The sequence below is a fragment of the Phyllobacterium sp. 1468 genome (genome assembly GCF_031455525.1).
In the GTDB taxonomy this organism is placed as follows: Bacteria; Pseudomonadota; Alphaproteobacteria; order Rhizobiales; family Rhizobiaceae; genus Phyllobacterium.
In genome coordinates, this window is sequence record NZ_JAVDSX010000002.1 from 22,191 (window position 1) to 46,090 (window position 23,900).

At 54.7% G+C, this 23,900-nt stretch carries 42 protein-coding genes and 1 tRNA gene; 14 read left to right on the top strand and 29 right to left on the bottom strand.

Annotated elements, in window-relative coordinates; all coding sequences use genetic code 11:
* The 4 genes from J2X72_RS05455 to J2X72_RS05470 all read right to left on the bottom strand — a co-directional run bounded on the left by J2X72_RS05455 (position 1) and on the right by J2X72_RS05470 (position 1,831).
* The gene (locus J2X72_RS05455) at positions 1-198 is read right to left on the bottom strand and encodes a hypothetical protein (RefSeq protein ID WP_310069426.1); all 198 of its coding nucleotides are present in this window, start codon (positions 196-198) and stop codon (positions 1-3) included.
* Positions 199-368: 170 nt separating this feature from the next.
* Positions 369-785, bottom strand: a complete 417-nt coding sequence (locus J2X72_RS05460) for a hypothetical protein (protein WP_310069429.1) — start codon at positions 783-785, stop codon at positions 369-371.
* Positions 786-836: 51 nt separating this feature from the next.
* Positions 837-1,325: a phage tail tube protein gene (locus tag J2X72_RS05465; RefSeq protein ID WP_310069432.1), complete on the bottom strand. Its 489-nt coding sequence runs from the start codon at positions 1,323-1,325 to the stop codon at positions 837-839.
* A gap of 59 nt (positions 1,326-1,384) precedes the next feature.
* Positions 1,385-1,831, bottom strand: coding sequence for a phage tail terminator-like protein (locus J2X72_RS05470; RefSeq protein WP_310069435.1), 447 nt, complete (start codon positions 1,829-1,831; stop codon positions 1,385-1,387).
* A 19-nt stretch (positions 1,832-1,850) separates the two neighbouring features.
* Here J2X72_RS05470 and J2X72_RS05475 point away from each other — a divergent pair, with 19 nt between their 5' ends.
* On the top strand, positions 1,851-2,060 hold the full coding sequence (locus J2X72_RS05475) for a hypothetical protein (RefSeq protein ID WP_310069436.1): 210 nt from the start codon (positions 1,851-1,853) through the stop codon (positions 2,058-2,060).
* Here the strand turns inward: J2X72_RS05475 and J2X72_RS05480 are convergent.
* From J2X72_RS05480 to J2X72_RS05495, 4 genes are all read right to left on the bottom strand, one after another.
* A complete protein-coding gene (locus J2X72_RS05480; protein ID WP_310069438.1) occupies positions 2,038-2,484 on the bottom strand; it encodes an HK97 gp10 family phage protein in 447 nt (148 codons plus the stop codon). The genes J2X72_RS05475 and J2X72_RS05480 overlap by 23 nt on opposite strands.
* Positions 2,484-3,530, bottom strand: coding sequence for a phage minor head protein (locus J2X72_RS05485; RefSeq protein ID WP_310069440.1), 1,047 nt, complete (start codon positions 3,528-3,530; stop codon positions 2,484-2,486). Before J2X72_RS05485 ends, J2X72_RS05480 begins: the two co-directional genes overlap by 1 nt.
* Before the next feature lie 107 nt (positions 3,531-3,637).
* Complete coding sequence (locus tag J2X72_RS05490; RefSeq protein WP_310069443.1) at positions 3,638-3,967, bottom strand: hypothetical protein; 330 nt, start codon at positions 3,965-3,967, stop codon at positions 3,638-3,640.
* Positions 3,968-4,033: 66 nt separating this feature from the next.
* On the bottom strand, positions 4,034-4,408 hold the full coding sequence (locus J2X72_RS05495) for a hypothetical protein (RefSeq protein ID WP_310069446.1): 375 nt from the start codon (positions 4,406-4,408) through the stop codon (positions 4,034-4,036).
* Here J2X72_RS05495 and J2X72_RS05500 point away from each other — a divergent pair.
* Entirely contained in the window at positions 4,408-4,743 is a 336-nt protein-coding gene (locus J2X72_RS05500; protein WP_310069448.1) for an XRE family transcriptional regulator, read from the top strand. The two genes, J2X72_RS05495 and J2X72_RS05500, sit on opposite strands and share 1 nt — an antisense overlap.
* 12 nt (positions 4,744-4,755) lie before the next feature.
* Here the strand turns inward: J2X72_RS05500 and J2X72_RS05505 are convergent, their stop codons facing one another.
* Entirely contained in the window at positions 4,756-5,250 is a 495-nt protein-coding gene (locus tag J2X72_RS05505; RefSeq protein WP_310069451.1) for a DnaT-like ssDNA-binding protein, read from the bottom strand.
* Positions 5,251-5,342: 92 nt separating this feature from the next.
* On the opposite strand from J2X72_RS05505, the gene J2X72_RS05510 reads away from it, so the two are divergent.
* Positions 5,343-5,597 (top strand): hypothetical protein, encoded by a 255-nt coding sequence (locus J2X72_RS05510; protein WP_310069454.1) that lies wholly within the window; start codon positions 5,343-5,345, stop codon positions 5,595-5,597.
* 29 nt (positions 5,598-5,626) lie between these two features.
* Here the strand turns inward: J2X72_RS05510 and J2X72_RS05515 are convergent, their stop codons facing one another.
* From J2X72_RS05515 to J2X72_RS05530, 4 genes are read right to left on the bottom strand one after another with little or no spacing between them, the layout of a single operon-like run.
* A complete protein-coding gene (locus J2X72_RS05515) occupies positions 5,627-5,995 on the bottom strand; it encodes a hypothetical protein (protein WP_405044668.1) in 369 nt (122 codons plus the stop codon).
* A 20-nt stretch (positions 5,996-6,015) separates the two neighbouring features.
* Positions 6,016-6,954: a DUF2184 domain-containing protein gene (locus J2X72_RS05520; protein ID WP_310069460.1), complete on the bottom strand. Its 939-nt coding sequence runs from the start codon at positions 6,952-6,954 to the stop codon at positions 6,016-6,018.
* An 11-nt stretch (positions 6,955-6,965) separates the two neighbouring features.
* A complete protein-coding gene (locus J2X72_RS05525; RefSeq protein ID WP_310069461.1) occupies positions 6,966-7,430 on the bottom strand; it encodes a hypothetical protein in 465 nt (154 codons plus the stop codon).
* Entirely contained in the window at positions 7,430-8,569 is a 1,140-nt protein-coding gene (locus J2X72_RS05530) for a DUF2213 domain-containing protein (RefSeq protein ID WP_310069463.1), read from the bottom strand. Before J2X72_RS05530 ends, J2X72_RS05525 begins: the two co-directional genes overlap by 1 nt.
* Here J2X72_RS05530 and J2X72_RS05535 point away from each other — a divergent pair.
* The gene (locus J2X72_RS05535) at positions 8,568-9,053 is read left to right on the top strand and encodes a hypothetical protein (RefSeq protein WP_405044654.1); all 486 of its coding nucleotides are present in this window, start codon (positions 8,568-8,570) and stop codon (positions 9,051-9,053) included. The two genes, J2X72_RS05530 and J2X72_RS05535, sit on opposite strands and share 2 nt — an antisense overlap.
* Here J2X72_RS05535 and J2X72_RS05540 read toward each other — a convergent pair.
* From J2X72_RS05540 to J2X72_RS05550, 3 genes are read right to left on the bottom strand one after another with little or no spacing between them, the layout of a single operon-like run.
* Positions 9,050-10,408, bottom strand: a complete 1,359-nt coding sequence (locus J2X72_RS05540) for an anti-CBASS protein Acb1 family protein (RefSeq protein ID WP_310069464.1) — start codon at positions 10,406-10,408, stop codon at positions 9,050-9,052. The genes J2X72_RS05535 and J2X72_RS05540 overlap by 4 nt on opposite strands.
* A 10-nt stretch (positions 10,409-10,418) precedes the next feature.
* Positions 10,419-11,810 carry a PBSX family phage terminase large subunit gene (locus J2X72_RS05545; protein WP_310069465.1) on the bottom strand — a complete coding sequence of 464 codons (1,392 nt, stop codon included), beginning with the start codon at positions 11,808-11,810 and terminating at the stop codon, positions 10,419-10,421.
* A gap of 8 nt (positions 11,811-11,818) precedes the next feature.
* Complete coding sequence (locus J2X72_RS05550; RefSeq protein WP_310069466.1) at positions 11,819-12,226, bottom strand: hypothetical protein; 408 nt, start codon at positions 12,224-12,226, stop codon at positions 11,819-11,821.
* 25 nt (positions 12,227-12,251) lie between these two features.
* Between J2X72_RS05550 and J2X72_RS05555 the strand changes: the two genes are divergently transcribed.
* Positions 12,252-12,494, top strand: a complete 243-nt coding sequence (locus tag J2X72_RS05555) for a hypothetical protein (protein ID WP_310069468.1) — start codon at positions 12,252-12,254, stop codon at positions 12,492-12,494.
* A 6-nt stretch (positions 12,495-12,500) separates the two neighbouring features.
* Here J2X72_RS05555 and J2X72_RS05560 read toward each other — a convergent pair whose 3' ends face one another.
* Positions 12,501-12,707: a hypothetical protein gene (locus J2X72_RS05560; RefSeq protein WP_310069470.1), complete on the bottom strand. Its 207-nt coding sequence runs from the start codon at positions 12,705-12,707 to the stop codon at positions 12,501-12,503.
* A 94-nt stretch (positions 12,708-12,801) separates the two neighbouring features.
* Between J2X72_RS05560 and J2X72_RS05565 the strand changes: the two genes are divergently transcribed.
* Complete coding sequence (locus J2X72_RS05565) at positions 12,802-13,026, top strand: hypothetical protein (RefSeq protein WP_310069473.1); 225 nt, start codon at positions 12,802-12,804, stop codon at positions 13,024-13,026.
* A 127-nt stretch (positions 13,027-13,153) separates the two neighbouring features.
* Here the strand turns inward: J2X72_RS05565 and J2X72_RS05570 are convergent.
* Positions 13,154-13,231: transfer RNA gene (locus J2X72_RS05570), tRNA-Met, on the bottom strand.
* Positions 13,232-13,604: 373 nt separating this feature from the next.
* Entirely contained in the window at positions 13,605-13,883 is a 279-nt protein-coding gene (locus J2X72_RS05575; protein WP_210001569.1) for a hypothetical protein, read from the bottom strand.
* A 197-nt stretch (positions 13,884-14,080) separates the two neighbouring features.
* Between J2X72_RS05575 and J2X72_RS05580 the strand changes: the two genes are divergently transcribed.
* Positions 14,081-14,347 (top strand): DUF1488 domain-containing protein, encoded by a 267-nt coding sequence (locus tag J2X72_RS05580; protein WP_310069475.1) that lies wholly within the window; start codon positions 14,081-14,083, stop codon positions 14,345-14,347.
* A gap of 22 nt (positions 14,348-14,369) precedes the next feature.
* Here J2X72_RS05580 and J2X72_RS05585 read toward each other — a convergent pair whose 3' ends face one another.
* The 4 genes from J2X72_RS05585 to J2X72_RS05600 are packed head-to-tail and all read right to left on the bottom strand — an operon-like array spanning position 14,370 to position 16,403.
* The gene (locus tag J2X72_RS05585) at positions 14,370-14,966 is read right to left on the bottom strand and encodes a transcription termination/antitermination NusG family protein (RefSeq protein ID WP_310069477.1); all 597 of its coding nucleotides are present in this window, start codon (positions 14,964-14,966) and stop codon (positions 14,370-14,372) included.
* 35 nt (positions 14,967-15,001) lie between these two features.
* Entirely contained in the window at positions 15,002-15,328 is a 327-nt protein-coding gene (locus tag J2X72_RS05590) for a LysR family transcriptional regulator (RefSeq protein ID WP_310069480.1), read from the bottom strand.
* A gap of 11 nt (positions 15,329-15,339) precedes the next feature.
* Complete coding sequence (locus J2X72_RS05595) at positions 15,340-16,200, bottom strand: helix-turn-helix domain-containing protein (RefSeq protein ID WP_310069483.1); 861 nt, start codon at positions 16,198-16,200, stop codon at positions 15,340-15,342.
* Positions 16,197-16,403, bottom strand: a complete 207-nt coding sequence (locus tag J2X72_RS05600) for a hypothetical protein (RefSeq protein ID WP_310069486.1) — start codon at positions 16,401-16,403, stop codon at positions 16,197-16,199. Before J2X72_RS05600 ends, J2X72_RS05595 begins: the two co-directional genes overlap by 4 nt.
* A 143-nt stretch (positions 16,404-16,546) precedes the next feature.
* On the opposite strand from J2X72_RS05600, the gene J2X72_RS05605 reads away from it, so the two are divergent.
* Positions 16,547-16,849, top strand: coding sequence for a DUF982 domain-containing protein (locus J2X72_RS05605; protein WP_310069489.1), 303 nt, complete (start codon positions 16,547-16,549; stop codon positions 16,847-16,849).
* A 29-nt stretch (positions 16,850-16,878) separates the two neighbouring features.
* Here the strand turns inward: J2X72_RS05605 and J2X72_RS05610 are convergent, their stop codons facing one another.
* From J2X72_RS05610 to J2X72_RS05620, 3 genes are all read right to left on the bottom strand, one after another.
* Positions 16,879-17,454, bottom strand: a complete 576-nt coding sequence (locus tag J2X72_RS05610) for an MT-A70 family methyltransferase (protein ID WP_310069493.1) — start codon at positions 17,452-17,454, stop codon at positions 16,879-16,881.
* Positions 17,455-17,566: 112 nt separating this feature from the next.
* The gene (locus J2X72_RS05615; RefSeq protein ID WP_310069495.1) at positions 17,567-17,743 is read right to left on the bottom strand and encodes a hypothetical protein; all 177 of its coding nucleotides are present in this window, start codon (positions 17,741-17,743) and stop codon (positions 17,567-17,569) included.
* A 12-nt stretch (positions 17,744-17,755) separates the two neighbouring features.
* The gene (locus tag J2X72_RS05620; protein ID WP_310069498.1) at positions 17,756-18,121 is read right to left on the bottom strand and encodes a hypothetical protein; all 366 of its coding nucleotides are present in this window, start codon (positions 18,119-18,121) and stop codon (positions 17,756-17,758) included.
* A gap of 85 nt (positions 18,122-18,206) precedes the next feature.
* Here J2X72_RS05620 and J2X72_RS05625 point away from each other — a divergent pair, with 85 nt between their 5' ends.
* On the top strand, positions 18,207-18,545 hold the full coding sequence (locus J2X72_RS05625; protein ID WP_310069503.1) for a hypothetical protein: 339 nt from the start codon (positions 18,207-18,209) through the stop codon (positions 18,543-18,545).
* Between the two features lie 11 nt (positions 18,546-18,556).
* Here the strand turns inward: J2X72_RS05625 and J2X72_RS05630 are convergent, their stop codons facing one another.
* A complete protein-coding gene (locus J2X72_RS05630; protein WP_310069506.1) occupies positions 18,557-19,414 on the bottom strand; it encodes a DUF2312 domain-containing protein in 858 nt (285 codons plus the stop codon).
* A 438-nt stretch (positions 19,415-19,852) separates the two neighbouring features.
* Here J2X72_RS05630 and J2X72_RS05635 point away from each other — a divergent pair, with 438 nt between their 5' ends.
* From J2X72_RS05635 to J2X72_RS05645, 3 genes are all read left to right on the top strand, one after another.
* Positions 19,853-20,308, top strand: a complete 456-nt coding sequence (locus J2X72_RS05635) for a S24 family peptidase (RefSeq protein WP_310069509.1) — start codon at positions 19,853-19,855, stop codon at positions 20,306-20,308.
* On the top strand, positions 20,308-20,547 hold the full coding sequence (locus J2X72_RS05640) for a hypothetical protein (protein WP_310069512.1): 240 nt from the start codon (positions 20,308-20,310) through the stop codon (positions 20,545-20,547). Before J2X72_RS05635 ends, J2X72_RS05640 begins: the two co-directional genes overlap by 1 nt.
* 550 nt (positions 20,548-21,097) lie before the next feature.
* On the top strand, positions 21,098-21,529 hold the full coding sequence (locus J2X72_RS05645) for a hypothetical protein (protein ID WP_310069514.1): 432 nt from the start codon (positions 21,098-21,100) through the stop codon (positions 21,527-21,529).
* A gap of 340 nt (positions 21,530-21,869) precedes the next feature.
* Here J2X72_RS05645 and J2X72_RS05650 read toward each other — a convergent pair whose 3' ends face one another.
* Positions 21,870-22,094 carry a hypothetical protein gene (locus J2X72_RS05650; protein WP_310069517.1) on the bottom strand — a complete coding sequence of 75 codons (225 nt, stop codon included), beginning with the start codon at positions 22,092-22,094 and terminating at the stop codon, positions 21,870-21,872.
* A gap of 52 nt (positions 22,095-22,146) precedes the next feature.
* Complete coding sequence (locus J2X72_RS05655) at positions 22,147-22,311, bottom strand: hypothetical protein (RefSeq protein ID WP_310069519.1); 165 nt, start codon at positions 22,309-22,311, stop codon at positions 22,147-22,149.
* 20 nt (positions 22,312-22,331) lie between these two features.
* On the opposite strand from J2X72_RS05655, the gene J2X72_RS05660 reads away from it, so the two are divergent.
* Positions 22,332-22,850: a siphovirus Gp157 family protein gene (locus tag J2X72_RS05660; RefSeq protein ID WP_310069521.1), complete on the top strand. Its 519-nt coding sequence runs from the start codon at positions 22,332-22,334 to the stop codon at positions 22,848-22,850.
* Positions 22,850-23,854, top strand: coding sequence for a phage recombination protein Bet (bet, locus tag J2X72_RS05665; protein ID WP_310069526.1), 1,005 nt, complete (start codon positions 22,850-22,852; stop codon positions 23,852-23,854). Before J2X72_RS05660 ends, bet begins: the two co-directional genes overlap by 1 nt.
* Positions 23,855-23,900: the final 46 nt, after the last annotated feature.

Below are 23,900 nucleotides of genomic sequence, written 5' to 3' on the forward strand. Positions count from 1 at the left end.
CTATCCCTTATTGCGCTCTACGACGCGTCGGTTCGCTGCCGCACCCCTGATCCGGAGCTTGGCTTCCTGTACGTCTGCCGGTGTCGCCTGGCTCTCATTCGCCTCGGGCTTGCCGGTCTTGTTGATGACCGCGAGGACCGCTTGATCCATCCGGCGGATGACAGACAATTCCCATGGATCGATCAGCGCGCCTGTCATCCGGCAGAATGCCTCGACCTCAAGGAAACTGATCGGGTTGGCGCTGAAGCCGGTTTCCCGGGAATTGTGGAGTTGAACGAACCAGTCCCAGATATAATCGGTATAGTCCGGAGCTTCTGGAACTGGATCGGTCTTGCGGCGCGGGGTGAAATGCGCCCTCGCGAAGCCGATCAGCTCTTCGGCGAGGGCTTCACGAAATGCGCGTCTTCATCCGCGGCTTTGTCGATTTGTTCGGATATGAAGAAGTAATCCGGGTTAGAAATGACCTTCAACACGCTTTCCGGCGTGCATTCGACGGGCTTGCCGCCATTGGTCAGGTTCCACGAGATCACGGAAGCGGCGACGATTTCATTCGTCTTTTCTTCGATCTCCTCGACCGTTCCGACCTTCTTGGGGTTCTTCTTGCCCTCACGAATGGCAGCATTGGCAAGGCGCCGCTGAACGCGCTTCACCCGTTCTGAACGATACGATGCGACCTTGATCACGAGGCCGGTCTTTTCACCGGTTGAGGGATGCAGGATGTCGAGGTCAAAGCCTTCTTCAAGCTTGGCGGCGGTTCCGTCGAATTGCGACAGTTCAAATGTCATGTTGAATACTCCGGTGGAAGGGTGGCCGGCGGTTAAACCGGCCATGTTGGATTAAGCGAGAGCGGCGTCGACCGTCAGGATCTTGGTAGAGATGCCGATCGAGAACGTGCGGCGAAGCACGTTGTCGCCGGTACCGACGTTCTTGCGGGCCGACATGACCAGACCGCGGAAGTAATCCACGCTGTTGTCATAAAGATCGCTTGGTGCGTCTTCGTATTCGACCTTGAAGTTGTACTGAAATTTCGTCTTTTCGGCCGCACGCATGGCGACCTGACCCGCGTCCAGCGGATCATCACCGACCACGAGAGCAATCGTTCCTGCATCGCGTGCGCCCTTGAGGTGGCGAACACGACCGTCACCAAGGGACTGGAACGTCACGTCGGCAGATTCGTCGCCGAACTCGCCGCCATCTTCCACTTCCTTGACTTCAACCCATGTCAGGGCTTCGAATGCGGCAATGGCGCTTACATCCGTGGTGTAGTCGATAGCGGTTGTCCCGCCGATATAGTATTTCGCACCTGTTGCCGTAGTGATGGCCATGGGTATTTCCTTTCATGAAAACCCCGGATCGGGGCGGGTTAGACTGGAGTGTCCGGGTTTCAGTTAAAGCTGCGATAGAGGATGGTGACCGGAACATTCACCTTGTCAGGCTCGATCATTGGAGCGCCGACAGAGGGCTTCGCGTAGACTTTCACCTTGACGCCGGAGCCGTAGAGGATCGTTCCCTTGGCAAAATGTGCCGCGATCAGCCCCGCTGTATTGGTTGGCTTGATCACGCCTCCGTTCGCCGGGTAGATCGCCATGACCTGAAGGATGCCTTGATGCCGTGCCTTCGCGTCGTTCGCCAGGCCGAGGTTGTCGGTCCGGTTCGGGATGAAATCGACACGAAGGTATGGCAATGCACGGCCGATGTTTGGTCCTGAACTCTCAACCGGTGGCGTGAAGGATATGGACGGCATAGCAAGCGGCAAGACCGGGGATAGTACCAATGAGGTAAGCTTGGCGAACAACAGCTCGGCGATTGTGGCTTCAACAGTTCCGGCCATCGTGATAATCCTTCCGGCAATGGCCGATAAACTGAATGATGAGCAAGCCTACGACCGGTTGCATTCCGCCCTTCTCGCCATCGGCAAGGAGGAAGGTCAGACCGTTCGCGGCGATACGAGCCTGAAGGCCGCCAGACGGGCCTTAGCCCTGCTTCAGATGGGTTTGCTCAAGGCCATGGATGACAACAGCGACAAGAACGTTGCGATCAAAGACCCAAGCGACGTTTGAGTTCGTTCGCCTTCGCCTCAACGATGCTGTCCCAACGCTGAACGGCTGATCGGACAAAGGCATCGGGCGCCTGCCCGTTCACCCCGTATTCGCGATGCCCTGCATAAGCAGCCGTGTAGCCGATATAGAGCGTGTCATTGACATCGGCGCCAAGGATCACCGCCTCGATCGATCCCTCGTCATATGCATATTTCTGACCGTCGACCGGCTTCTTGTTCGAACTGATCGCAGGCATCGAGGCAGTCGAAGCCATCAACGATGCCCGCAAGAACCCGGTATCAACCCGCATCCGTCCGCCGGCACCGATCGGCGTTTGCATTTCCGATACAACCTCTTGCACCGATTCCTTGAACACTGCTTCCACCGCGCCGGGTATCTTCTCGGCAAAGGCCGCGACTTGAGCGCTGAAGGATAGCTTTGCCATTATGCAGCCCTGAACCGTTCAACGACCGAAGCGAAGTAATCGACCTTATATTCCAGATGGCAGCGGCAGCCGGATATCTCGCTGACAGGCGCCTGCGGGTCACCCGGATAGCCGAGAACAGCACCGGACACGCTTTGAAACACGCCGTCGATCTCGACTGCCTTACCGTTCAATACCCGATGGGTATGGCGTACCCGCCCGTCTCCGGCCGATCGCCATATCTTCTTGACGTCAGAAGCAGCAACCTTGCCGTTATCGATCTGCTGGCGCATCGCGTTCTGCCGAGCCGTGCCAAGCACGGTCATGGTTTCGGTACGGGCAAGCATTTCGCCGCGAAGCTGAAGCAGCCGGTCTGAATAACGGCCGACCATGCGAGAAACGGTCTCGGCGGGGATTGGCTTGCCTTCCTTGATCGCCTTCAACACGGTAGCGTCGAAGCGCTTGTCCCGGCGCTGCCTCGATAGGTAGTTGCGCAGAAGCGATGTATCGCCCGAAAGCAATTCGCCACGCGCCGAGGCGACAAAACGCTCCTGCGGCGACGTGAGACCGATTATACCGCCTTCGCGCTTGCCAGTTACCCTGTTGATCCGGCCAACCACGTCAAGCGCAGTCGATCGAGGGTTTCTGCCTTCCGATAGTCCGGTCTCAAGTGCTTGGCGAATCGCTACACGCTGATCGTCAACGATGCGGGTCACGAGCTGCGCCGAGTGATCGCGAAGGAATGCCTCACCCTCCGGACTGCGAACACCGAAACGGAAGATCACCCGATTGCCTTCCGGATCCTTCAGCTTCGGCAGGTTTTCGACAAAGCTGGTACCGCCTGAGTTATAGGCATCCCGCAACGCCAGCTCCAGCGCGGTAAATGCCTCACTTTCCAGTTGTATGGCTTCAATCGCTCCTGTGATGTCGCCTTTCTCCAGGCGCTGGACCACTATGCGAAGGGTAATCTGCGATTTGATCGCATCGATGCCTTGATAGAAGGCTTCAACTAGTGCTGCGTCGTACTTGTCGAGCAGCTGCTCGAAGATACTGCGGTTGCTTGCCATCAGATGAACTTCTTAGGGATGGGAGTATATTTGAGCATCGGTCTTTCCCACATACAAAAGGCGGCCCGCAAGGACCGCCTTCAGCGACTCAGAGTAGTGGACGAAATTCAGAGACGGAAGATCGCCAATGGGTACCAATATCCGTCATTGTGACGACGGTAGCCGCGGCGCTGTTCGCGGTAACCACGGTGGCCGTTCCAATAGCCGCGACGATCGCGACGGGTCTCATACCGATCGTGGCGACGATCATGCCGCTCCCAACGCTTCTTTTCGTTCGGATGTTCGTATCGGCGTTTATCACTGTACTGTACCTGCACAACGTTCGAAGCGGCAGGAACCTGTATGGCAACCGGCGCTGCGGATGCCGTACCAAGCGATGTCAGGCCCATGAAGACGGCCATGATTCCTGCGATAAATGTAGAAACGATTTTTTTCATAGAAGCTCCTATTAACAATGCGCTGAGAGGTGCGCCTTTGACTGTTAACAGGGCATGAACAGATTTTTAGTTTCGGGCCTGCACCTCGTAATAGACAGTGGTTCCGGCCGGATTAAGCGGCATAACACGAATAAGTGAATGAGACACTCCGCCGATCATCAATTTATCCGTGGTGACAGGAACGATCGCTAAGCCTTTGGCGGCAATGTAGACTTTCTTGTCACTCGCCTTGATCAGCGTACCGTCGATATCCTTGTTGTCGAACTTCAGGACTGCCAGCGTGCAAGGCGTCTTCTGGATTGTCGGGTCACCCGGGTCGAAGATTGGTCCGGTCCCGGGAACATCGCGCCATACCTCGCCAGCAGCGCCGAACTTGTCAAGCAGACGCAGCGCAGTTTCCTGGGCTTGAAAATAATTGAACGATTGACCCTGCACACTCATTGAACGACTCTACCTTCAAATGGAGACCAACGATGATCACTAGTTCTCAATGTCGTGCTGCGCGGGCACTGGTAGAGTACAGCATAGATCGGCTTTCTGTTGCTTCTGGTGTGAGCCGCGGAATCATCGAAATGTTTGAGCGGAAGCTTGAAAACGCAGATCCCGATGATATTGCCTCGCTTCAATCCGCACTCGAGAAAGGCGGCGCAATTTTCATTCCAGATGGTGATACAGGTGGAATTGGGGTCCGCCTGAAGTTCAGCAGGTCGCAAACCAAACGCATCGCGACACTGGAAGGTGAAGGTGGAATTGTCGGAAGCGATGATGTTCCCTAAGTCAAACATTGGCTAGACCGCCAGAATGCCGGGAACGCACATGCGCATGAACTGCCATAACAGACCTTCAATGGTCGTCGCGACGGGCGTGGAGGCAGCCACGACATCAGCAGTTGAGCTTCTGCTTGATACGGCATATTCAACTTCCAGTTCTCCAACCTTCTCACGTTTGGTTACAGAGTTGCCGGTGACCACAGGTGAAAGACTGCCGGGCGTGATGAGTTCGAGGAACGAAGCCTCATAAGAGGCGTCGATTATCGGTTGAGGAATGGCGTCGGACGGGATTGCCTGGCCGTAGTAGGTAACGGCACCAGTGCGCGGCCAAGCGCGGTCTTGGTTGTATCCACCGGTCCGGGCGCCTGAAAACTTGGGTTCGTAGCGGTCGATGACGAGAGAACCGCGCAACATCGCGGCTTCGATCTGTGCGTCTGTCGCGCCTTGGGGAATGGCGTATCCGTGATCCGTCGCATACTGAACGAACGCCTCTTTGGTACCATAAGCGGCCATGTCTTTTCCGATCTATACAGGCTTAGCGAGGCTTGCCGACTCAGCGGCCAGCAAGGTATCCATCGAAAAGCAAATAACGGGGGAAAGAACCAATGGCTGACACTGAAGCAAATAGAGGTCCTGCCACTTGGCGTATCGTCCTCGCAGCCTTGCTGGACTTCACCACTGCATTCACGGTATTGGGCTTCATCGTTGCAACAATCTTCGGCGGACGAACTGAAGGCGGTTTCAATCTTCAAGGCTGGCCGGCGCTACTTTTTTTCATACTGATCGTGGCTTACTTTGTCGTCTTCAATCGGTTCTTCGGCGGTACCATCTGGAAGCACATCTTGGGTGCCAGAAGGTAAGCCCGGCGGTTTCCCGCCGGGCAGTTTGGTCATGGCTGGGTTGCTAGTTCTTCCAGAGCGGCGATGATCTCGTCCTTCTTGGATGGAGTTTTGTCGCCGAGGAGCTTGGTGGCAGCCGATTTGAATGTCATGAACGGAATGTCTGTAGCGTTCGCCATCGCGAGAACTTCAAGAACAGTCTTCGCTTCGCCAGCCTCGCCGGTCGATGGTTCCTGCTTCTTCTCAGCCTCCGCCTCTGAAACGGTCAGGTGGTCAGCGTCGAGCCAGGCAGCAACGACAGGATAATCTTTTACGGTGTTCCAATCCTTCTGTTCGACTTCGAGTGTGCCACCGTTGCCGGCGATGACAGGTCCGCCCGGAATGCCGAAGCCTCCGGGGCGATTGTTGGTGATCGTGATCTTGGACATGATGTTTCTCCTCATACCCCGTCAAGATATCTGACGGCACCGGGGCGACGAATTTCGACGCTGCCGAGGCGGAAAATGCCCGGAACTTCGAATTTCAGCAGCCGCTGCTCAGCCTGGAGCCAGCGCAGTGGCATCGGGATGTGGATTTTCACAACGTCCGGTGAACGGCGATAGGCAGCCAGGCGATGCGTGCCGCCGGCACCGGCAGTTTCCAGTCCGAAGACGGCGCGGATTGTCAAAGGCAATCCAGTGCGTTGAGTGTAGATGTTCGCACGCTGGATATGCTCGAGCACCGTCGTCGTCATCGTCGCATCGAGGCGCTTCGTCGCGATCAGGGCATAGCGATCTTGATCAAGTAGGACCGTATTCGCCTGCTCAATGCCGTTCGAGGCGGTAAAGATCACACTAAGGACGCTGTTAACGTCAGCGAGGATCTCGTCGGCTGTCTTCGTCGTCCAGGTGGCTGTGCCGGAGGCACCGTTGGCTGCGGCCAGAGCCGTGACAGTCGTGGCGTTAAGCAAGCCAGTCATGCCGAGCTTGGGACGCCCCAAAAACGCGACGTTGTCCACAAACAGCTCGTACTTACGGCGAGCAGCATCGGCTCGATCACTCTCCAGTCGAATGCCATACGCTTGTGCGTGGGCAAGCTCCTGAAGATTGTACCGGTAACCGATACCAGCCATGAACACGCGGCTGTTGCCGCTGTCGAGCTTGAAGTCGACGAATGGAATGTCATCGCCATCTGCAGAAACTTCACGCGCCTGACCAACATCATCGCCCATTGAGAAGAAGTCGATTGCGGTGGTCCAGTCCGGTGCCGAGTTGTCGACCGGCACCAGTTCACGATACTGAAAGTCCGGATACTGCCGAGCGTAGATGCCCGGCTCGATATAGTTCTGCGCGGTGCGCAGGAAGTTTAGCGCCAGCGCGGGCGCGTCGGTGGTGAACATGCTCGTTCTCCTTACTTGGTGACGCCAAGGCGGAGACGTGCAAGCTGGTTGGTACCAGCCGTGACGCTTGCCCATTCGGCATTTTCAATGAGTTGGTTGACGGCGGAGTTCGCAACGTTGGTGAATCCGCCTGTCGGTGTCATATAGACAGGATCACCGTGCGCAACGGCGACGAGCGCTGTAACCCAGATAGAGCCATTTTTCATGACGCTGATTTGATCGTAAGGCTTGTAGACCTCGCCATTGGCGAAAGGCAGTGTACGATCGACAACAGCAACACCGGCGAACTTGCCGATTGCTGCTGGCAGCTTCACCGTGTCTTCGATGGTGTCGTAGATCACGCCGATGCCGAACGGTATGTTGCTGGAACTGGCCCCCACCACCATTGAGGTGACGAAATGCGGCTCCGTGGTCGCGATCATGCCAGGGTAACCGGCAGGAGTATCACGCGAATAGGATACGGTTGGGAAAGCCATTATGCGGTCTCCTTGTTGCCCTGCCATGCGGCAGCATCGCGAGCGAGCATTGCGGCGTAAGCATCATTGGAATTGAGCGCGCCGTCGTTGTTCTGAATGCCGCCCTGCACAACGACGCGGAACGGATCGACAACCTTCTTGGCGTCTTCGGCGAGAATGTCGAAGCGAGCATCAATATAGGCGTCGACCTTGTCCTTCACTGCTTCATCGCCGAGCTTGGCAATAACGGCAGCCTTGCGGATTGCCGCATCGGTAAGGCCTTCGGTCTTCACATCCTTGGCAATTGCCTTCGCCACAGTGATTAGGTCGGCGCGAGTCTGGACGCGCTTGTCGAGGTCTGCATCAGAAAGCACCTTGGCTTTCGTCGCATCGATCTCAGCGTCTTTCTTCGCGATTTCAGCATCCTTGGCAGCGAGCGCGATCTGATGTGCCTTCTCTGTGTCAGCAAGCTTGGTATTGGCATCGGCGAGCCGCGACTGCAGCGTGCCGATCACCGTGGCACCCTGATCGGTTACTTCAACCGGGATGCCATCGACGGTAACCGTCTTCAAGGTCATGATCTTTTCCTTCTCTGGTTTTTGATCATTGGTGATCGGGGCAACGCCCCATGCGCTCGCATCACCGATACGAACCTGCTTTCCGGCCCGGCCGTGCTGCACAATGGCAACATGGTTGAGCCGGATATTCTTTTGGATGGCGTCGTAGGCCTCACCCCCTGGTGTGGTACCGGCGGTGAAATCGAGGTCGCAGGTATAACCGGCGCTCAATTCCTGTTTGCCCGCCTCGATGTCGTTGATCGCGCTCTCGTCGCTGACCATGAGCGGGACACGGATGAAGATGCCCTCCCCCGTTACCTCGTCGCCGGTTTGTCCGACTGCATAGTCTTTCCAATTCTTGGATGTGACATGCTCGTCAGGATGATCGTTCGTCACCGGACAGTGCGCAGCGCTCCGTAAGGTTTCATCGCTGAACACCTCGGATCCTGGCCGATAGACGCGAACCAGAGCCATATCCGGCTTGCCGACTTCCGAACCAAGATAGTTCTGGATACCAGTGCGCGCGATACGAGCGTCGGCAACGAGGTAGCCGTCATCGCGCCGGCGCGTTCCCGCGACGGTTACAGCGTCGGTGAATTGCATGGACAAGTCTCCGGTTTTAAGGTCTATGGAAACGCTTTTGGAGGATGACATGGAAGCCAGAACCGCCACGCCCCAAGACCTCAGTCACGTTTTCGAGCATCTCGCTGCCAGAATGAGCCAAGACTACGCGACTGTCGGTGAAACTGAAGGCAAAGCAAAAGAACATCTTCTCATGGACTTGAAGGAAGGACGTGGTCACGCACTTGTCGAGAAAGATGAGACTTTGGCCGTCATAACCTGGCATGAGAACGATGATGTGGCTTACACGTCATTTGCTGCCGATGAAGAGTTCTTCAGTGCAAAAACAGTTCGGTTCTGCAAGCGTCATATTCGCAAGATTCAGCAGCTCTGCGGTAATATTCCAATCAGGTCCGTCAGTCGGAACCGTCCCGACGTTGAACGCTGGTTTGCTGTAATCGGATTTAACAAAATCGCGCAGAGCGAAAACGGCGCAACATTCGAATTGCCTGCCAGCAGAGCTTAGTTGATCTTCGTTGGTGTCGCTGCGGCGATAATCTCGGCCTCACTTGGCTCCTGTTCGGAAAGCTTGCCATACTCGCCAATGAAGCCGTCCAGACCAGGCAAACTGCCATCTTCCGTGAACGTGTTGACCAAAGCATCGGAGAGCGCTTCACGAGTGATGATCTCCTGACCTGACGCCGAACCGATCAATGCACGTGCTGCGTCCGACTTGGTCTTGAAGATGTCGGCTTTTTCCTTCTCGGACATTTGCTCGAGCGGCGCCCATTCGTAATAGATCGCCTCGTCACGGGCTCCTGTTGCCGACCGGATGATGCACTCGTCGAGTCGCGCCATTGCTGGCGTCAGTTCGAGTTCCTGAATGGACTGGATACGATCATGATAATTCTTCATGTCGCTCGTGCCGGTCGCGTTCATCCCGGCTGGGGACTGACCTAGAAGGCGTGTGACAGGAATATCGGCAGCACCTGAGACGATCTGCATGAAAGCCATCATTATGTCGGTCAATCCGGAAAGTTGCGCACTTTTGCTTTCATATTCTTCCTCGGCGTCGAGGATCAGCGTGCCGTTGATGCCCTTGATTGTGTTTGCCAGTGTATAACGCTGAAGGATGGCATTCTCGTATTCCTTGTTACCGATATTTTCGGTAAAGCCGGGGACCTTGATGATATCGATCTTCGCTTCGAAGATGAGGCTGGCGATGTTTCCGGCCGTGCTGTCGGCGTTCTTGATCGCGTCAAGCGTAGCGGTCAGGATGCTCTCGCCCCAGCCCTGCGACATGCCGCTGATATCATCGTCAGGTGCCATAGCTCCATTGAAGAGCACCAGGCGCGAGGGATGGATGATCAACTGCTTGCCGTTCAGGCCGGTCAGGTAGTAATTCTCCGGCTTGTTGAACCATTCGGATTCAGGATCGCGGTCGATGGCACCAGCCTTGAGCTGGCGACGTGTCAGCACGGTCAGGTGCTTGATGCCAGCTTTCCCGACCTTCTCTGGGGCAAGCGGTTGCAACGGATCCTCGTCACTAGTTCCGATATAGAGCGCGGCGCCGCCAAACAGCCGGCCCTTCTTCGACGCCTCAAGGATCTTGCCCTTGATGTTGAGGCGCTTCTCTTCCTTCTCGATAAGCTCGATGACTTTGTCATCGGCCTGCCAGTCGCGCCATTTGCGGCAGCTATCCAACGCAGGAATGTCGATGATCTTCCTTGGCAGCCATGAACCACGATAGGCCGCAACGATCTGGTCATCGGTCAAGACAGGCTGGGTATAGAAAACGGTCGATGCCTTGTCGCGTTCGGTTCCCATACGGGAAACAAGGCTCGTGAGGCTGTCACGAGCTAATGTCAGTATGTTTCCCATCTAACATCCTTCAAATATGGTCGAGGGTGAATTTCGAAGCGATATTCACATTGTCCGCCGCGATCATAGCGTCAGCGAGGTTGTGCGACTTAACTCCAAGGTCCTTCTTGAGCTTGAGCTTTGGAACGACGCGCTTCTTGCCTTCGCTTTCAACCCACCAAGGCACACAAAGCTCGGTAAACAGTGCATCAAGCTTTTCTGCACCCATCCCTGACGAGAACGACAGGATGTCCTCTGGCTTGATCGACTGGCCACGCGTAACAGCGTTGAATGTAAGCATGGCGCGGCGGGCAGTGTTGGCCCAAGCCTGCGCTTTAAGGTTCAGATACTCGTTTTTGTTGTCCGGACTGTTGGTGTTGAGCGGGTCGCTTGGCTTCTCCGGGTCCATTACGACACCGCCGGCATGGAAGGCGTAGTGCTTCACCTTTGCCCCGTTAACCTTATTCTGCTCATCAATATAACCGCCGACGAAGGCGCCAACACCGATAGTGTCGTAGGAAACGAGAGCCCCGCTATTTTTAGCCTTTGCCCAGACCAGCTTGGCATTTTGTACCAACTCGTCCTTGCCAGACGTCCAATCATTCGCATCGGTGAAAACGCCTGCGATCTTATCTGCTGTGGCGCAGTTATCTTCACCATCGTCGGCTGGGTCGAACCCAATGACATTCCGACCGGTAAGATTGATGGCCAGGACGAGGTGAGCATCAACACATGCATCGAGCCAACGCCGCTTGAATATGGAGAGCTCACTATCTCCGAGAGGAACGCCACCGTAGATGTGTTCGAACGTCTCAGGATCATTCTCCCTCATTACCGCAATGTCGCGCAGGGCCTTTTGCGATAGGAATGGGTTCTCCGTGTAATTGATGCGCCTGACAACGCAGTGGGGCGGCACGTTGACTACGAAGTTCTTCCACACATAATCGGTGACTAACTTCGGATTGAACAGCAGGATCGCCAGACTGTCTTCCTTACGGATTGTCGGCGCAATAACTTCCCACTGATCTTTGGTGAGCTTTTCGGCCTCTTCAACCCAAAGGATGTCGATGTCAGATGTTCCCTTGATTTCGTCAAGGTTGCGCTCGATCCCGTAGAATATGAACTCCGAACCTGTCGCCCTATGGATGATGGTTGTCTTCTGGACATCGAACGCTTCAGATAGCCCGAGATGACTGATCGCCCACTTCAATTCGGTGTAGACAGATTCCTGAATTCGGTTCTGAAACCGCCTGATGCACAAGACGCGCATCTTGACGGGAACATGGTCAACCAGCCTGACCAGCTGGCATGCTGTGTCTCGTGTCTTAGAGCTTGACCTGCCACCGTGCAAAACGGCGATATCAGCCTGCCCTAGGAATACCTGCTCCCAGAAATCAAACAGTGCAGGATTTGTGAGGGACACATGCGCATTCAATCTGCAACCTTTTGGCGGAGAACATCACGCCATGAGCGTGTCTCGGTCTGGATAGGTCCGCCATTCTTGCCGGTGTGTTCGTTTTTCTCGATCAGGAGACCATGCAGCTTTGCCTTGCCCATTACTGCAGCAACAGCAGCGCTAGCGCCCTTCTCGTCAGCCATTGCCAATTGACGAGCTTCTTCCAGCTCGTCTGTGAGGCTTTCAACCGTGACGGCGGCGCGTTCTGCACTCTGAGATTGCAACTCGGTCACCCGCGCTACGATGTTCTCATTTGCACTCAATCTTGATGCATTGCCCCGATGTGGCTTGAAGCCAGCAGCAGCATAAGACTCATCAGTGGTCTTGCCTTCGAACCTTGCTTGAGCGAACTTCTCGTGCCTTGCGTTTTTCAGTACTGGCATAGATGAACCTTGGAGAATAATCGCAGTGGACGACAAAAAGCCGGACAGATTTGATGTTAATGAGGGTGCGCGAAAACTAGCGGTTGATGCCGCGATAAGGGCACTGGTTGACCATGCCAGCGCAACTGATCCTGACTTGCGGCATCGTATACTTGCAACTGTCGAAACGTATATAACTGCGCTTGAGCCACAATCGGAACTGGAAGTTGATTTTGCTGAAAGAGCGAGAGCTCACGTTGAATCCCTTATTCGACCAGCTTCATCATAGTCCTTACTACTGGGTTGGCTTGAACCACTTCAATATCGATCCTGGCTCAATGTTAGTATGAAAGAACGGACCGTAGGTTTCGCCGGTCGCCTTGACGCCGATGTAGCTGCCGCGGTGCTCCTGCCATGTCGCCAGCATCAGTCCATGTTCCTTGTGCGAGACAAGGATGGGATCAGCCATCGCCTGCTCGGGTTCGCCCTTGGTCCAACGCATTGGGCACCTATTGTTCAATTGTTAAAGACAAGTATTCTGAAAAGATGGACTTCAAACAGCACTTCGACGCACTCAGAAACCTTGGGGGAACTTCATGCCAAAGTCCAAAGTGTCACCAGATCACGAAGTCATTGCTGCGCACATGTCGGCGGTCACCGTAGCTTTTCAGATGCTCGTTGTATGCCTGCAAGACAAAGGCGCTCTTCAACCAGGCCAATATCCAGCGGCATTGCACGGCTACATGGAAATGGCGAAGGATAAGACCGATCCAATGACACTCTCCATGCTGGACGATCTTCGCCAAGCGCTGCTGAATTGACCGGTGCGGTATGAGGGGAGAAACCTGGTTATTCTCGGCCATCATTCTAGTGACCGTACTTGTAGCCTGGTTATGGCTCTTTCAACCCCACGACCGAGAGGTCCGAGCAGCTTTCATCGTCTGCAATTGGTTGCGGAGGCAGGATTCGAACCTGCGACCTTCAGGTTATGAGCCAAGCGAGCTACCAGACTGCTCCACTCCGACAAAACTGAATAGAGGCTGGTATTCGTCAGGCGCTAAGGCTTGGCTACTGACCAGTTTCGCATCCCCAAGGCATCTAAGGGACTTTCTCCTACTCTGCCACTACGATAGCGAGAATCCTAAGAGGGCCTCGGTCGCTACACTGTACCCATTCGCGGTTTAGGTCCGCTAGTCCATCTGAATTGGGTGAATAGATTTCCATGGCGGGAAGCCGTGAAGCTCTTCCCATGCACCCGGCGAGTATTCCCTGTCTAAAGGTCCGCCAGTCAGCCGCAAATCACCTGTATGCGCGTATACCTGATTTGCTCTACGCCAGAAAGGATTTTTTTCATCACTTGGGGATAATTACCTGCGATAGGCCTGTAACGGTGGCGTAATTAACTGGGCGGTGGATTTCTTGGTTCCCGATCCCACTCCAACGCAGCTGAAAGCTCACCATAATTGATAGCGAAAACCTGCCTTTTCGATGATGCAATATTGCGAGCGGGAACGGTGATGTATGTCGCGACACGGCGATAGGAAACCAATAACATGCCGTCAATTATTTCTTCGTCTTCATCCACACCGTATTCACCGGGCGGCATTGTACCTTCGATACCCGGGAGTGTGAACGGGTGAGCGAACTGTACGACACTATGTTTGACGCGCGTGACCATGGCACTTCCTTTAACCTGCGGATAGCAGTTCGTGCCGGCGCCTCTGGTTGATAATTTCAGTAATAAAACCCATTCATATGGATAATTTTCATTTCAGAATAGCCGGAGATGATTAATATATGCGTTGACTGTTGTATACGGCCTCTAAGGGACCCAAATATATATCATACTTTTATTAACACGTACTGGATAAATTAATGGCTCTATCTTTTCCTAATCGAAGCCGAAGCTATGATACGGCGCATCAGCGTATAAGATTCTACGGATATGACGGATTATTTGAAGTCTGTTTTTATGTCGAAGCCGACGCACTCAAAACTGCGGCGTCGAACAGAGACACTATCGAAAAAGACTGCCTGCTAGCATTCGATGCCGCACGAGAATCGATACTCAACGCAGCAAGGAATATCTACAGCACTCGCCGCAAGAGCTTGAACTTGATTTGCTCCGCGGACCTTAGGTGACGCAATTGGCAGGTAAGCGCGACTAGGCTGGTTCGGTCGTTTTAGGTGTTATCTGCCGGGCGTCGAACTGGACGGGCGTCATGCGTCCAAAGAGCTCGATTAACGCGATGATGCGGCCGGCTCTCGTAACTTCGTCTACAACGCCGTCGAAATTCGCAAACGGGTTGGTTTCATCAGCCACAAAGATGTCCATCCCCGCAGGGAACCGCCGCTTGTTAGTCTCCTTGGTCGTCCTGCATTCTTCATTGCGATGTAAGCGGGCTGCCCGAGTGTCATCGAATGCTAGATCCACCTCAGCCAGGAATATTGTTTCGATGCTCGCGGCTGAAATCCGGACCGGGCGCCCATCGACGCTTAGGATGCTTTCAACGCCATCGCAATTGTTCACGCGGTAGAAGTCAGGGCTTTGAGGTTTAAACCCAACGAAAAGATAGCGCGGCATCAGCGGGTTTTCTCGCAGTGAATAGGTGTGGGTTTTGTGGTTTTTCACCTCGACGCGTCGGCGGGGCAGATAAAAGTCGTATGAGAGCTTTCGAATATTCTCGACTGCCTTCTCTTCGCCCTTTACGGCCGTGCGCACCACGTACCAGTGCTTGTGTTCGTCAATTCCAGCTTTCATGCCCTGTCCTGTTTCTTTCGGGGTGCCGCTTCCCGTTATGCTGCTTCGGTGAACGCCATCGACCTGCATTGATTGGAAAGCATGCGGATATGACCGCGCTTCTCCAATCGGTGGATCATTTGGAATGCCGCTGTTTTGGATACGCCAAGAGCTTGAGCGGCTTCGCTGTATGTCGGGGCAACGCCATGCGTGGCCTGAAAATCCCTGAGGAACGCCAACGCCTCGGATTGGCGCTTGGTCAGTCCGGACGGCTCGATCTGAAACCGTCGCGCTATTTCCCGTGCCAGCGCCGGGTTAACCGCGATGATGCGATCTGCCCTTTCCTCAATGCTGGCCATTCCCGAACTATCTGCATTTTCCATGCTACGCACTCCTACGCTGCTTTGGTATGGCGCACCGGCCAACGTGTTTTGACTATGATTTTTTTCTGTCGGACGATGCCTTGCGCGATCGGTTCACCGTGCCGCCGGCGCATCTCTCCCAGCCATTCGGACCATTCAGGCCTATCTGGTGTGATGATAAACTCCCCGTCGTGATCCGTAGGTGGGGCATTGATCAGGTCAGCGAACAAACGGTTCCGGAGGTATGGGAACATCAATGCGGGCTTTGAGCGAAGGACCTGGAGGCGCTGATATTCACCGGCATGCTCAACCGCTGCGATCTGATCGGATTCTGATAGCTTCAGGAAAACAGCTTCGGCGGCTTCTCGCTTGTCTGGTCGATGAACTTCCGACCAATCATTCCAAAACTTTGAGAAAGCCCCTCCTCCAGCGCGTTCACGCGCTTCGGAGGGTTCTCTTACTGGTTCTCTTACAAGGTTAGTGTCCGGATTCTGGACACGGCTTTTGTCATTTTCCGGACACGGCTCGGGGATTTTTCCGGACACGGCTCCGTGTCCAGTTTCCGGACACGGCTCAACCACATGTGGTGTAGGCATATTTTGGGAGGCACAAACAAAACCTTCTTCAAATGCAAATATGTAACTGGTCGATTGCTGCCGTTTGGTTGTTTCATTGACGCGTTGGTCGCGTCTGATCAGTCCCTTCTTTTCGAGGATTTTCAGATGCTCGTTGAGGGAGGAGCGCGACATCTCACAATCATGGGCAAGCTTGTCTTGCGAAGGGAAGCAACCCTGATCAGGGTTGTGACGATCGCATAGGTGCCACAAGACGAGCTTGGTCGCAGGCTTGAGCCCACGCTGCCGGATGGCCCAATTTGTGGCATTGTGGCTCATGCCGCGCCCCGATCCCGTTCCGCTGCCCGGCGATAGTCAGCAGCGACGTGAACGAGAACGTTCAACTCGCGAGTGACACGTTCGATATCGTGATCGGGACGCTTGTTACGACCGGTCGCGAAGCTCTCAAGCCAGACATGCTTTCCGTAGATGAGCTTGGATATCTCGTCCGAGACCTCCTGATTGGTAAGGCGCCGTATCATGCCCGAGCTCCAAAAAGCCAGCGGGGTAAGTCGATTTCCGTATTGAATCTTGGAGGTCTCAAATTATATTTTTTAGCGGCTGCCCACGCTTCGCGAGGCATCCGATTCAGACTCACCAACCGTTCACCGACTTGGAGGAAATGATGAACGCCAGACTGTTTGACCGCCCTATTTTTGTGAAGGACGGAAGCTACATCACCCGGGAGATCGCTTCTCTCGAGGACGCCATTGATTTTTTGGAAGAATGGCCAGAAGTCGAGCAGAACCTCATTTATCAAACCGCATGGAAAGCATGTTGCGACGCGTACGATGGACATAAGCCCCTCAGCGTAGCGCGCGATGCGTTTGAAGGCTTTGCCAAGCGGGCCAAGATCTTTAAGGACCCGGTCTCCGTCATGCCATGGGTCAACAAGGCAAAGACTGGTGGCGGTCGTATGATTGCCTAAACGAACCATTTGGATCTGGAGGTGGCTGGTCATTCGGCTGCCTCCGCGAATTTGCCAGTCTCGTTGCCCCAAGCAGTCCAGCCAGTGCGTTTCGTGCGGGAGAACAGGTCGAGACGAGCCGCACGCGGCATCAGTTGCTCTGCTTCGAAATACGCCTCTTCCGGCTTGCGCGAGTGTTCGCGAACCTTGCCGTGTATGACCGATCGCGTTGAATGCGTCAGTTTTGGTTCGCCACGCTTGGCTATAATGAAAGGCTCGTGAGACCCGCGCAGGCCGTATCCGGTGCCGAAAGACACCTTGCCGTGCCTGGTCATCTTCACCCACACGCCCTCGGTGCAGTACTCGAATCCCCAGGCCCTCACGGTTGTGAGCTGCTGTGGAAGCATCGGTGCTGTACACCAAAGCCAGAGCAGGCAATTTGGCGCGGCCAGATCCATGACAGGCATTGCGTTGATTTCTTCCAAAGCCATCGTCTCGTAATGGACTTGTGCACTCTTGCCCTCGCCTTTTTCGGAGCGAACGACAAACCGCCATGGCGGATCGGCCATGATCAAGTCAAAGCTATGTGGGTTGATTCCCGTGAACGGCCAGTCAAACAGATGCATCAAATCCCCCGAATGAAGAAAAGAGGGACGATCATCCAAGCGAGGGCAACGAGCGCCAGGCACACGCCGATCACGATGCTCAACGGGCTGACAGTATCGTCAGGATTGTCGTTCATGCTGCCCCGCCGAATAGATCGAGTTGGGCGGGTAACGGATGAAGCGTCGCGGCACAATCTGCAAAGTTATCAGCCCATCGCTGCAAGACAGCACTTCCGCCGCGCTTGATGACCTCGGCACGTAGGACAGCTTCCGTATGGAGATGAAGTTCGCGGTCTGTCATGCGGGTCATTTGCTATCCTCTTTACGTTCCGGTTTTGGTTCTTTTCGCTGTTTTCTTCGCTTCTCGAACCTTCGCCAAAAGCTCCGAAGCCTCGCTCTCGAAATCTTCCATAAGAGCATCAGGGTTCACTTCCTTTTCGAGGTCCAGTTCGTGTCGAAGATGCGCGATCTGCCGCTCGCACATGTCGAGGTAGGCAGCTCGTATGCGCTGGAAAAGCGTGGCGTCGATGGATTTCGCCCGCTTCGTTCTCAGGTGATTTAAAGTCCAGAATGGAAGGCCATACCGGGTCTGCAAACGCGCCATCGCGTTGCTGGTATCGCCCCATCCTCGACTTTCTCTTTCGATCATGCGGTTGACGTAACCGCTGGCAATTTCGGCGCTACCCATGACTTTACGCTCCGAAGTTAAATCGTGTTCCAGATGCTGAGTTTCTCTGCACGTCATGCTCAAATTCCTTGGCTAGGTTGATCGCATGACGAGCAACCTGAAGGAGAAACAGACGCACACAGATGGATTGCCCCTGGAGGCGAACGACATCAGCGAAAGCGATGGGGATCACGACGCTGATGAATTTGAACAGATTGGAGTTCTCGCCGAGCGCATCCTGTCCCGCGCTAAAGCGAAGAAAGAGACAGGGGAAGCCGACGCCGCGGCTTCCCCTTTCAGTTTTGCTCAAGCCAGCTTGGGAGGTCAGGAGGACGTGGAGAGCAAATCGGTTCGACGTGCTGTTCGCGCCGGAAACAGGCGCAACGGACGCACTCTGTTCGGACACGAGAATGAGAATTTCATGGCAGAACAGAAGACAAAGTGACGCGCGGACCATTAGGCGACCTCGCTCTCGTCTGCCGTAAGTCTTGCACAGGAATAGCAATGCTTAAGACCAGACGCGCCACATGCATCCCGCTTCTGACAGTTCGGTCGGTAGTCGCGGATCGTCTTTGCGGCCTGACCCTTGATCAGGAATGCCGGTGGATCAAACTGGGTGACGGCTTGCTCGTCTTTCGAACCCGTATTGCCCATTTCGCTTTCGCGATCCTGACCGACGATGGATGGGAGTCCATCGCTTTTTGCGCTCGCGGGAGAAGAGCTTGGTATACTGCGCTGGCCGTCGGCAGCACTCAAGGTACGCGGGTCAGGGGTGGTCTGGCTGGACGACAACGTTTCAACGTCAGCGACATTCGCCAGTCGGGATTGACCCTTCACTGCAGCGATTGCGTCATCGTCCATTTCGTTTGCCGTTTCCGGCGAATTAGCAATTTCACCCGTTTCCGGGTCGATGTATTCTGCCTCTTCCCGCTCGATCAGGATGTCGACTGCAGTGACGAGAGCCATGCGACCGGGCTCGGTCTGGACAGCGTTTGCGACAGTGGCAACGAGCTTGGCGTTGACCGGAAATTCTTCAATGTTTTCTCGTGTGCGCGCAGACGCGGGCGCCCGACCTCCAGTTTCGTAGGCGGTCAGGTACATTTCGAAGATCGCTTCACGCTCGCTGAGCGTATCGCGGCCGATCTTCTCAACCTTGCGGAGATGCGAAACCACGTTGCCGAGTACGGTCTTGTCGTAGCCCCTGCCCTTCGCTTCCGCATAAACTTCACGAATGTCTCCGCCGAGCGTGGCCTGCTCTTCCTTCAGGCGAAGAATGCGATCAATGAACTGTCTGATTTCAGCTTCGGCACTCATGCTGCATTCTCCTCTATCGGGAGAAAGTCATCGGCCGACATCCTCAGCCCCTTGTCATGGGCGGCAGCGAGTAACGCAGGAACATGTTTGAATGGAATCGTACCGCCTGTTCCGCCGGCTTCTTTCGATCGCATCCAATTCGAAACGCGCGTTCGATGAACCCCCGCGATAGAAGCTACTGTTGAGGGGCCACCGAGATTTCTGACGATAGTACGAGCTGGTTCCATATCGCCCAATGTAGCGAATATAGCAACAAACGCAAGCGGTTTTGTAGCGAATATGGAAAAAGACACTTCGACCGGGAAAGGCTATGCATTTTGCATGTTGTCAGATTGGCTACAAACCGCACTTGATGATTCTGGCGTTTCGCAATCGGAGCTTGCTCGCTTGCTAACGGACCGCCTTACCCGTTCGATAGACCGTGCTGCAGTGAACAAGATGCTCAAAGGATCTCGCACAATATCTGGCGAAGAACTCTTGGCTATAGAAGCGATCACGGGGACGACTGCGCCAAAAGAGATCCATGTTCCCCTTAAGGGAAAGGTCGGAGCCGGAGCTGCCGTTTTCGCGATCGACGATGGTGGCGACGATGTTGTCGAAGCGCCGGCCGATGCGCGACACGGAACCGTGGCCGTACAGGTGTCGGGGGATTCGATGTTCCCTGCGTACGAAGAAGGTACGATCCTGTATTACTCAAGACTGCTGCCACCTTCAGAGCTCGTGAACAAGCGAGCTGTCGTGCAATTGGGTGACGGTCGCATTTTCGTGAAGATCGTTCGGCCAGGATCCGATCCAGCGACTTGGACGCTAACTAGCATTAACGGCCAATATGCAGATATGGCGGATCAGATAGTCGAATGGGCCGCCCCGATCGATTGGATAAAGCCTCGCTAATGGATCCGGTTCGCCTCATCGTTGTCATGGCTTTCGACCGATCGGAAGAAGGCGAGCTCGTGCCGGCATTTGAGGCGATGCAGTTCGATTTCGAGGACCGCGCCATTCGATGCGCTCGCGATCTAGCGAGCCAACATGTTGGCGTGCTGGCCTGGGTTCGTGAAGCTGAGCTAGACATTGGCGAATATGGGCCGCCGACTGTTCTGTTTCAGGCCGGCGAAGTGCCGGAGATGGAATAAGAATATATGATACGCGATGGCATAATTCGCGACCTGCTGAAATGTGCCAATGAAATCTCGGTCACATCAATAGACGAAAAAAGAGCATTGTTGATTGAAGCCTCGTTGTCGATCCGATGGGCTAGTAATCTCATTTCATTGTCAGGAATCCAAGTTCGCGAAACCGACATAGCCGACGGAATCGATGAGTTCGTAACTGCCCTTGAGTTTCGATACAACGACGAAACTAGTGACATAATGTTGGAAGCCACAGGCGCGATAAGACTTCTGCGGCTAATGCTCGGGTTAAAACAAGAGAGGCTCGATCAAAGCGATCAATAGAAAAGCCCGGCGCGGGGTCGCCTAGGGGAAATGAATGTGGGAGATACTAAGCAGCGCGCCCGACGCGGCGGCGAACAATTAAAACAGGACGATAATTATTCCCAGCATATCTCCTAAGCTGATGTCACCACAACGGCCCGTCAAATTTGTTTCCAATATCGCTACAACGTGATTGACAGTATGTAGCGATATACGCTACACGTAATCCATCGAACAACGGATGGATGCAATGAACATCATCAATCACCAATTCAGGACCCCAGACGAAGTTGCAGCCGAAACTGGCTTCATCATCGAGAGCATTGCCGACGCCACGCATAATTATCCTGACACCAATTCCAAGCGCTTTGCATGTCAGGCTGCAGCTGATGGAAAGGCTTCCTTCTGGGTTCGCACCCGTTACAGCAATACCGCTTCCGCCCTCTTCACAGACCACGCCAATCTTACCGGCGATCTGGAAACAGCAGTCGCTCTGGCAAAGCTGCCGCGCGATTGCTGGACCGTCTATCAGCAGCTCGAAGCGCTGATCCCTCTCAACCGGAAAGCCGCTGAACAGATGGTCGAGCAGTATTCGCTGCTCGGACACATGCGCGATGTAGGCGAGCTACTGGCTCGCGAGACGCACGTCATCTGCAACGGCTTCAAGTCGAGGGCAAACTGATGGATTTCCTCGTAGCCGTAATGGCCCTGCTTGGCCTTACCACCGTCGTTCTCGGTAGCATTGGAAACACCCTTGCCAAGGATGAAGTAGCCCGCGCGGAGGTCGATCAATGACCCCGCGCAACATCACCATGATGATGGCCGCGCTACTACTTTCAGGTTGCGGAACTTACAACCACTGGACGCCTCGCGAGCTAGACCCTGTCACCCGCTATTCTTGCGATGACGGTTATTACGATTGCACGCTCCGTACTAGCAATCAGGCAGGCAATCGCGGCAAAGCCTCAGGAGGCGCGAAATGAATGGGCACGCGGACATTCATAGCCGTGAACGGCGACGCACTATGGTTCCACCGTTGCGCGCTTTTCCCGGCACGTGCGAGGCACGCACAATGCCTCGTGAGCTTCAGCCAGTGCCTCAAGCCAAGCTCCGACCTCAACCGGGATCTTTTCTTTCTCGGTTGCCCAAGCCTCAATCAACGAAACATCGCACCCCAGCACTTCGGCAATCTGGATTGGCGTCCAGTGCACGCATTCGAGTGCCTCTACAAAGCGTTTCGGGGTCATTCCGTCACCCTACTCCAAACAATGGAGATTTCAATTGAGCGGATATTCCCACTTAAGGCCTGAGATGAATGCGCAGCAGATTTGCATCGCCGCTGAACTGGCTTGCATCGAGCGCCTCCCGTCCCGCGAAGAAGCTTTGCAGCACATCGAAGCCCGCTTGCTCAAAGAGCCCGACGACGCTGTTCGGCGAGCCCTGAAGCGCGCCTATCACACCCATTTTGAACGGAAGGAACCAGCATGAGCGATGCATCACACGTATTGCGTCGGCAGACCGAAGCGGCAAAGCGGTTACTCGCCAGCTTACGGGAAAGCGGCGATGCCGACGATCAAGAGATTGTCGAGACCGCTATTGAAGGTGAAACATCTCTGCTCGAGGCAATTGCCGCTGCGATGGATGCCAACGATGAAGACGATATTTTGATCGTCGGCATCAAGGCAAAGGAAGAAACGCTTTCAGACCGCCGTAAAGCAGCAGAGCAACGCATTGAACGCCGTCGCGCTGCGATGGAACAGGCGATGATCATCACCGAGCAGGAAAGGTTCACCCTGCCAACGGCAACCATCTTCCTCACCAAACGCAAGCCAAACGTCGTCATCGATAGCGAAGCCGAGATACCGGCCGCCTTTTGGACCATCCCCAAGGTTGAACCGAAGCTCGACAAGAAAGCGCTCAAGGAAGCGCTTGAAGCCGACGAGGAAATTCCCGGCGCGCACCTCGACAACGGTTCGATCTCTCTTTCCATCAGGAGGAAATAATGAACGCCATTGCACCATTCACACATTCAACCAAGCAAATTGCGCTGATCCAGAGCACAGTTGCAAAAGACTGCAATACCGGGGAGTTCAATCTTTTCATTGAGGTTGCACGGGCAAAGGGTCTTGATCCTTTCCTTGGTCAGATCATCCCCATGATCTTTTCAAAAGACAACGCCAAGAAGCGGAAGATGACAATCATCATCAGCCGCGACGGTCAGCGCGTTATTGCACAGCGCTGTGGCGACTATCGTCCCGCCAGCAAAACCCCGACCTATGAAACTGATCCGGAGATCAAATGCCCGACCAATCCGCACGGAATCGTCTCAGCGACTGTGTATCTGTGGAAGCAGGATCCGAAGACAGCCGAATGGTTTGAGGTCGCCGGACAAGCGTTCTGGGAAGAGTTCGCTCCCATCTCATTTGCACCCAACCAGTACAGCTATGTTGAGACCGGCGATACCTGGGATGATGGCAAGCCCAAAAAGATGAAGGTGCTGAAGGAAGGTGCCGCCCCATCGCTCGATGACAGTGGCAACTGGTGCAAGATGCCCCGCCTAATGATTGCGAAATGCGCCGAGATGCAGGCATTGCGCGCGGGATGGCCCGAGCAGTTCACCGGCCTCTATGACGAAGCCGAATTGGATCGGGCGAAAATGCTCGACCTGACAGCGTCGGAGATTGTCGAACACGAGCGAGAAGAGAGCCGGTTGAAGCTAATCGCCGGCAACGATGCGATCACGGTGACCTGGGGTGATGGTTGGGCACTTGAGAACGTTCCGGTCGGCAAGTTCTACGACAGAGCCGAGCAGTTCATCAAGGAAAGTGATGCCCTGACCGTTGTCAAATGGGCAGACGCGAACCGCGATCCCTTGCGCACGTTCTGGGCGAAATCACCCACCGACGCGCTTGAGCTCAAGAAGCTCATCGAAGCCGCGAAGCGCAATTCCAAGCCCTCCAACATCATGGATCAGCTGGAAGCCTTTCAGAACATGATGGCCGGTTAGCAACCCAGATAAGGGCGCGCAAATGCGCCCAGACATGGACAGGACG